This window comes from Ferruginibacter sp. HRS2-29 (assembly GCF_024343615.1).
Taxonomy (GTDB): domain Bacteria; phylum Bacteroidota; class Bacteroidia; order Chitinophagales; family Chitinophagaceae; genus Ferruginibacter.
Window position 1 is genome coordinate 86,504 of the sequence record NZ_RJUB01000144.1, and the last position, 6,647, is coordinate 93,150.

The 6,647-nt window shown below is 46.1% G+C and carries 5 protein-coding genes; 4 read left to right on the top strand and 1 reads right to left on the bottom strand.

The genetic code is table 11. The features are described from left to right. Positions 1-59 precede the first annotated feature (59 nt). From EGI32_RS16980 to EGI32_RS16995, 4 genes are all read left to right on the top strand, one after another. Complete coding sequence (locus EGI32_RS16980; RefSeq protein WP_255156549.1) at positions 60-1,613, top strand: response regulator; 1,554 nt, start codon at positions 60-62, stop codon at positions 1,611-1,613. Between the two features lie 154 nt (positions 1,614-1,767). After that, a complete protein-coding gene (locus EGI32_RS16985) occupies positions 1,768-2,043 on the top strand; it encodes a hypothetical protein (RefSeq protein ID WP_255156550.1) in 276 nt (91 codons plus the stop codon). A gap of 153 nt (positions 2,044-2,196) precedes the next feature. Continuing rightward, positions 2,197-2,973, top strand: a complete 777-nt coding sequence (locus tag EGI32_RS16990) for an MBL fold metallo-hydrolase (RefSeq protein ID WP_255156551.1) — start codon at positions 2,197-2,199, stop codon at positions 2,971-2,973. A 52-nt stretch (positions 2,974-3,025) separates the two neighbouring features. Continuing rightward, on the top strand, positions 3,026-3,985 hold the full coding sequence (locus EGI32_RS16995; protein ID WP_255156552.1) for a helix-hairpin-helix domain-containing protein: 960 nt from the start codon (positions 3,026-3,028) through the stop codon (positions 3,983-3,985). Between the two features lie 17 nt (positions 3,986-4,002). Here the strand turns inward: EGI32_RS16995 and EGI32_RS17000 are convergent. Next, a partial coding sequence (locus tag EGI32_RS17000) for a hypothetical protein (protein ID WP_255156553.1) occupies positions 4,003-6,647 on the bottom strand: 2,645 nt, incomplete at its 5' end.

Below are 6,647 nucleotides of genomic sequence, written 5' to 3' on the forward strand. Positions count from 1 at the left end.
TTGTGAATGTCCTGAACCTTTGAACCTCTTGAACCTTTTGAACTATTTAAACATTTAAGATGACAGCAAAAATACTCTGGGTAGATGATGAGATCGATAGCCTCGGTTCGCAAATAATGTTCCTGGAAAATAAAGGATACGAGATCGAGACCAAAACGAATGGTTTTGATGCGATAGAATATGTGAAAGACAATGTGGTGGATGTGGTACTGATGGATGAATCGATGCCCGGACTTACCGGTCTGCAGACATTGCAGCAGATAAAGGAAGTGAACAACAACCTGCCGGTGGTGCTCATCACCAAAAATGAGGCGGAAAATATCATGGACGAAGCCATTGGCAGCCAGATCAGCGATTACCTGATAAAGCCTGTAAACCCCAACCAGGTATGGCTCAGCCTCAAAAAACTGATTGATAATAAACGCCTCGTGGCGGAAAAGACCACCTCTGCTTACCAGCAGGAATTCCGCAGCCTCTTCATGGCGCTGAATGACAACCCGGATTACAATGGCTGGATGGATATTTACAAGAAGCTCGTGTACTGGGAGCTGGAGATGAAAAAAAGCGACAGTCCGGAAATGCAGGAAGTTTTTCAGACACAAAAACAGGAAGCGAATACAGAATTTTTCAAATTCATTTCAAAGAATTATGCTTCCTGGGTATCACCGAAAAGCAACGACGGCCCTATCATGAGCCACACATTACTTAAATATAAAGTGCTGCCCCACCTCGAAAAAGGGGTTCCTTTATTTTTCATCCTGATCGATAATTTACGGTTCGACCAGTGGAAAGCGATTCAGCCGATCTTCGCCGAAAGCTTCCGCATACACGAAGAAGAAACGTTTTATTCCATTTTGCCTACGGCCACACAATATGCCCGAAACGCCATATTTGCGGGGCTTTTGCCGATCGATATCGAAAAACAATTTCACGATCAATGGAAAAATGATGATGAGGAAGGTGGAAAAAATCTGCATGAAGAAGAATTTCTGCGGGCACAATTGAAACGCATGGGTAAAGGCGACCTTAAGGTTTCTTACACCAAGATCACCAACAACCACGACGGGCAGAAGATGGTGGATAACATGCACAATTTTTTGCAGAACGACCTGAATGTGATCGTTTATAACTTCATCGATATGCTCAGCCATGCACGTACCGAAATGGAAGTGCTGAAAGAGCTGGCCGGCGACGAGATCAGTTACCGCAGCATCACGCAAAGCTGGTTTGAGCACAGCCCGCTGCACCAGGCGTTGAAAAAGATCGCAGATAAAACGTTGAATATAATTGTGGCTACCGACCACGGAACTACCAGGGTGAAAACGCCTGCAAAAGTGATCGGGGATAAACAGACGACCGCCAACCTGCGTTACAAACATGGCCGCAACCTCAATTTCGAAGCCCGCGACGTACTGGCTTTCAAAGATCCCCGTGAGGCGGGGCTACCGGTGCCAAATGTGAACAGTGCTTTCATTTTCGCCAAAGGCGACCTGTTCCTGTGCTACCCGAACAACTACAATCATTTCGTTAATTATTACCGTAATACGTTTCAGCACGGTGGGGTGAGCCTGGAGGAAATGATTGTGCCGGTAGTGAGGATGAGCAACAAATAACAATTACGAATTAATAATTACGAATTACGAATGGTGCATCATAACTGAAAATGTCTTCAATTATTAATTCGTAATTATTAATTCGTAATTCTTTTCAACATTTGTGAATAACTAGAAACCGCCAAAACCCGCTGCTACGTTAAATTTGTGCAGTATGAAATTCACTCAGAACACATTAGACAAGATAGAAAGGATCATAGAAGAATGCAATTATGTAATACGTTATGAAAGGGGAACTTTCCAGAGCGGTTACTGCATCTTGCAGGAAAAGAAAGTGGTGGTGCTCAATAAGTTTTTTCAGACAGAAGGCCGCATCAATACTTTGGTGGACCTGTTGCCCCAATTGGATATCAATTTCGACTCCCTCACTCACGACAGCCAGAAATTATACACGGAGATATTGAAATCTTCAGCAGTGGTGAAGGACTGATTTTTATTACACTAATTTGGCGGATTACACGAATTAGCGAAGGAATACATTGGTTAATAATTTTCTCCGTCACATTATTTAAGTATCCCCTGATAAGAAAGAAGCTCCGTTCGGAAGCTCATTATCAATTATTCATTATTAATTACCCACTACTTGACTTCGCCCCCGTTAAAAATAACTTTTCTCGGAACCGGTACCAGCAGCGGTGTTCCTATGATCGCCTGCCCATGTGAAGTCTGTGCCTCCACGGATAAAAAAGACAAACGCCTCCGCAGCAGTATCATGGTGCAAAGCGATACGACCACCATTGTGGTGGATACCACGCCGGATTTTCGTTACCAGATGTTGAGGGCGGGAGTCAAAAAGCTGGATGCCGTGCTTTATACGCATCCGCACAAGGACCATGTAGCGGGGCTGGATGATATCCGTGCATTCAATTTCTTTCAGCAGCAGGCGATCAATGTATATGCCAACGAGCTTACACAAAAAGCGTTGCGAAATGAATTCTATTACATTTTTGCGGAACATAAATATCCGGGTATCCCGGAGATAAACCTGCACACCATCGATGCACAAACGTTCATGATCGGCGACATACCGGTTACGCCCATCAGCGTGTGGCACCTGCACATGCCGGTGATCGCTTTCCGGTTTGGAGATTTTGTCTACATCACCGACGCCAATAAAATTGAGGATGTGGAAAAAGACAAGATCAGGAATGCAAAAATATTGGTGGTGAATGCGCTGCGGCACAAAAAACATATTTCTCATTATACACTCGACGAAGCCATCGCGTTATCGGATGAGCTCAACATTGAGCAGGCCTACTTCACACATATCAGTCACCAGCTTGGCCTGCATGAAACCGTGAGCAGGACTTTGCCGCCAGGCAAAACATTGGCACACGATGAGCTGGTTATTTTCTCCTGATCCGGCGGGGTTTTTCTCATTTTTTGAATAGATCCATGCGTTAGTTTAGGGTATGAAAAATCTGCCCGATCATTACCTGCATTTTACCCGAAAAGAAAGGAACGGGATCATCGTTCTATTGGCTCTGGTATTACTTTCAATATTGTTTCCACGGATATATTTTTTTATTGAAAAAAAAGGGCCGCTTCCGGTGTCTGAAAGTTATGCGAAGGAAATAGCGATGCTCAGGGAAATTTCCGCAGATAGCATGGGTAATCATTTCGGAAAGGAAAATGTTGATTATTCAGAACGATATAATAACAAAGCTTCTGCGCCATTTGATAAGGAAGACCTGACCAGGAAACTATTTAGCTTTGACCCAAATACGCTCGAAATTTCCGGCTGGAGATCTCTTGGCGTGAAGGAAAAAACAGCAATAGGTATCCGGCACTACATTGAAAAAGGCGGAAGGTTCAAGACTGCCGGAGATATCAGCAAAATATGGGGTCTGAGCGATGCAATCAAGCAACGCCTTCAGCCTTATATCAACATAGTTGAAAAAGATTCAAGGCCCGGTCTCGCGTATACCAAATTCCCATCACAAGAAAAGAAACCTTACGAAAAGAAAGGCGTCAGGCCTTTTGACATCAACAGGGCAGACACGAGCTTGCTGATAGCTTTGCCCGGCATCGGCAGTAAGCTTGCGGCCCGGATCATCAATTTTCGCGACCGCCTTGGTGGTTTTTACATGGTAAGCCAGGTTGGAGAAACCTTTGGGCTACCGGACAGCACATTCCGGAAAATCAGGCAGTACCTCTTTGTATCAGAAGCCCCGCTTCGTATGATAAATATCAATACGGCATCATTGGAAGAATTGAAACATCATCCCTATATCCGCTGGCAGTTTGCTAATGTGATTGTTCAATACAGGTTGCAGCATGGAAATTTTACTTCTGTGGAAGAGCTCAAAAAGATCATGATAATCAAAGAGGATATCTATTTAAAGATATCCCCTTATTGCAAAGTTGAGTGATGAAAAGCTGGTGACGTTTATTTGCCCACAACCACTTTGTCAATCACTTTTTCGTCGTTGATAAAATAGGTGATGAAATAAACACCGGTCCTCAATTTGAAGAAATTATTGCCAATCGCTATGCGATGATCGCCGGCGGCAAGAAGCTGGGTTTTCAGTAATTCCGATACTTTTGAACCGTTACTTTCAAATATCGAGATACCCACACGGGCAGCAGATTTGAGGTTGAAATTAACCATTGAATTTCCAAGGATGGGGTTAGGGCTGATGAAATGCAGGAACGTTTCGCCATTCCGTAAGGTAGTGGTGAAGCCGTTTGCAAATCCGGCATTGTAATTCCCGGAACCGGAAGTACAGCCACTGGAATTGGTTACGGTTACGCTATAATTGCCCGGGCTGGTGTATGTATACTGTGATGAGGTAGCGCGAGGAATGAGGTTGCCTTCAAAATACCATTGGTTACCGGTTGGCACACTGGAAGTAAGCATACTGCCATTTTGTGTGATTACAGGAACGGGCGGCAGCGCTACGACCGATATGGTCACACTTGCGGAAGGAAGGCTTCGGCATCCGCCGGAGATGGAATCTGCTACCCAATAACTATTGGCACTGCTCACTGTAATACTTTGTGTATTGGCACCGTTGCTCCACAAATAATTATGGGCTGGCGAAGATGTAAGCGTAACAGAATTTCCTGAACAAATTGACACTTCTCCTGTGGGCGAAATAGAAGGGGAGGCGGGAACAGGTAGCACAGTGATGACCACAGGGGCAGATACAGGGCTTATACAGTTTCCGATACCGACTTTTACAGAATAAGATCCGCTGCTGTTTACAGTTATGCTTTGAGTAGTAGCGCCTGTACTCCAGATATATTGGTCTGCTGTACCTGCAGAAAGTGTAACGGAACTTCCCTCGCAAAAAATAGTGGAACCACTGGTGGTTATTTGTGGTGGTGCAGGCACAGGCTTAACTATTACATTTATGGGGGCGGAAGGAACACTTACGCATCCGTTCGGTATAGAGTCCCTGACAGTATAATTGCCCGTAGTATTTACAGAGATGGATTGCGAACTGGCACCATTGCTCCAGCTATAAATATGCCCTGGGGTAATATTTCCGGCAATCAGCGTAACGCTTTCGCCCTGGCAAAAAGTGGTGGCTCCGCTTGTAGTCAATTGCGGGGGTGCAGGAGCCGGATTAACTGTTATGTTTATGGGCGCCGAAGGAACACTTACGCATCCGTTCGGTATAGAGTCCCTGACAGTATAATTGCCCGTAGTATTTGCAATGATTGATTGAGAAGCAGCGCCATTGCTCCAGCTATAAACATGTCCTGCGTCAATATTTCCGGCGGTCAGCGTAAGGCTTTCTCCCTGGCAAAACGTAGCAGGCCCGCTGGTGGTAATAGCAGGTGCCGGAGGCAAAGGGTTTACGATGACGTTTACCGGCAAAGACCATTCACTCACACAACCTGACGGGATAGAATCCTTAACTGAGTAACCTCCCGTACTTGTGACGGTAATGCTCTGGGTTGTTTCGCCGTTGCTCCACAGAGGTATATGGCCCGCGGCAAGTACGGGAGCTGTGAGCGTAACGCTGCCGCCTTCACAAAAGGTAAGCGGTCCGCTGGCTGTAATCCCGGCCGGCGTTGCTGGCGGTGCTACAAAATTGACCACTACAAAATAGGAAGGAAGGCTCAGGCAACCCTGGTTGCTTCTGGTAGTCACACAGTAGCTTGCGCTTACACTGGGGGTGAAGGTTTGTGTTGTAGCCGCAACAGGGTACCATAAATATTGATCACCGGGACTAGAGGTAAGTGGGGTCGGATTTCCCAGGCACATAGTGACCACACCGGAAGGAGTAATCGTAGGCTGTTCGGGCCGTGGAAAGGCATTGGTTACGATTGGTACTGAAGTGGCGCTTTTGCATGTTACTCCCAATGAATCCCTGACGGTGTAAGAGCCGGTTCTGTTAACAACAATGCTTCGCGTTGTTTGACCTGTACTCCAGGAATACTGGTGGGCCGGGCTGGCAGTAAGGGTAACCCCGGTGGAGTACTCGCAGAACGTGAGAGCACCGCTTGCGGTAACGGTTAGCGGATCAGGAGCTGTCGCTACGGTAATGCGGATCGTGTCCGTAGAAACCTGTGAAGCGGCATCCGTTGTAGTAAGAACATATGTTTGTGAAGTGGGCGGAGTTGCTGATGTATAGGGAGCATTGGGATCAGCAAGTCCGATAGCAGGCGACCAGGAATACTGGTAGGGTGCTACACCAAACCGGGCACCTGCGGGATCGCCAATGTTGACCGAATTACCTGCGCAAAGAAATGTGTCCCTGCCAACTTCTATAAAGGGTGGTTCGTCTGGCAGGTAACCGTTGATACTGATTTTTGATATCAGAAAATCATTTGAGGCATACCCGGTGAGCGTGTCGCGGCGCAGGATTAAAGGGCCACCTGATTGAGTGATCGCTATAGTGCCCGCACAATAAAGAGAATTGGTCAATGTATCCACAGCTACCGAACTGAATTGGCCGAGGCCATTATTATAAGGTGGCGATAAAAGAACATCGGTGGTAGATAACAGTGTGTCTGTTTCCCAGACAAGTAAGTGTGTTTTGCCTGATATGCCGGCATAATAACCCGGAGGAAAAATGGATA

Excerpts from the sequence above, each read along its gene's own strand:
- EGI32_RS16980 (WP_255156549.1), top strand. The coding sequence starts at position 60 with ATGACAGCAAAAATACTCTGGGTAGATGATGAGATCGATAGCCTCGGT.
- EGI32_RS16985 (WP_255156550.1), top strand. The coding sequence starts at position 1,768 with ATGAAATTCACTCAGAACACATTAGACAAGATAGAAAGGATCATAGAA.
- EGI32_RS16995 (WP_255156552.1), top strand. The coding sequence starts at position 3,026 with ATGAAAAATCTGCCCGATCATTACCTGCATTTTACCCGAAAAGAAAGG.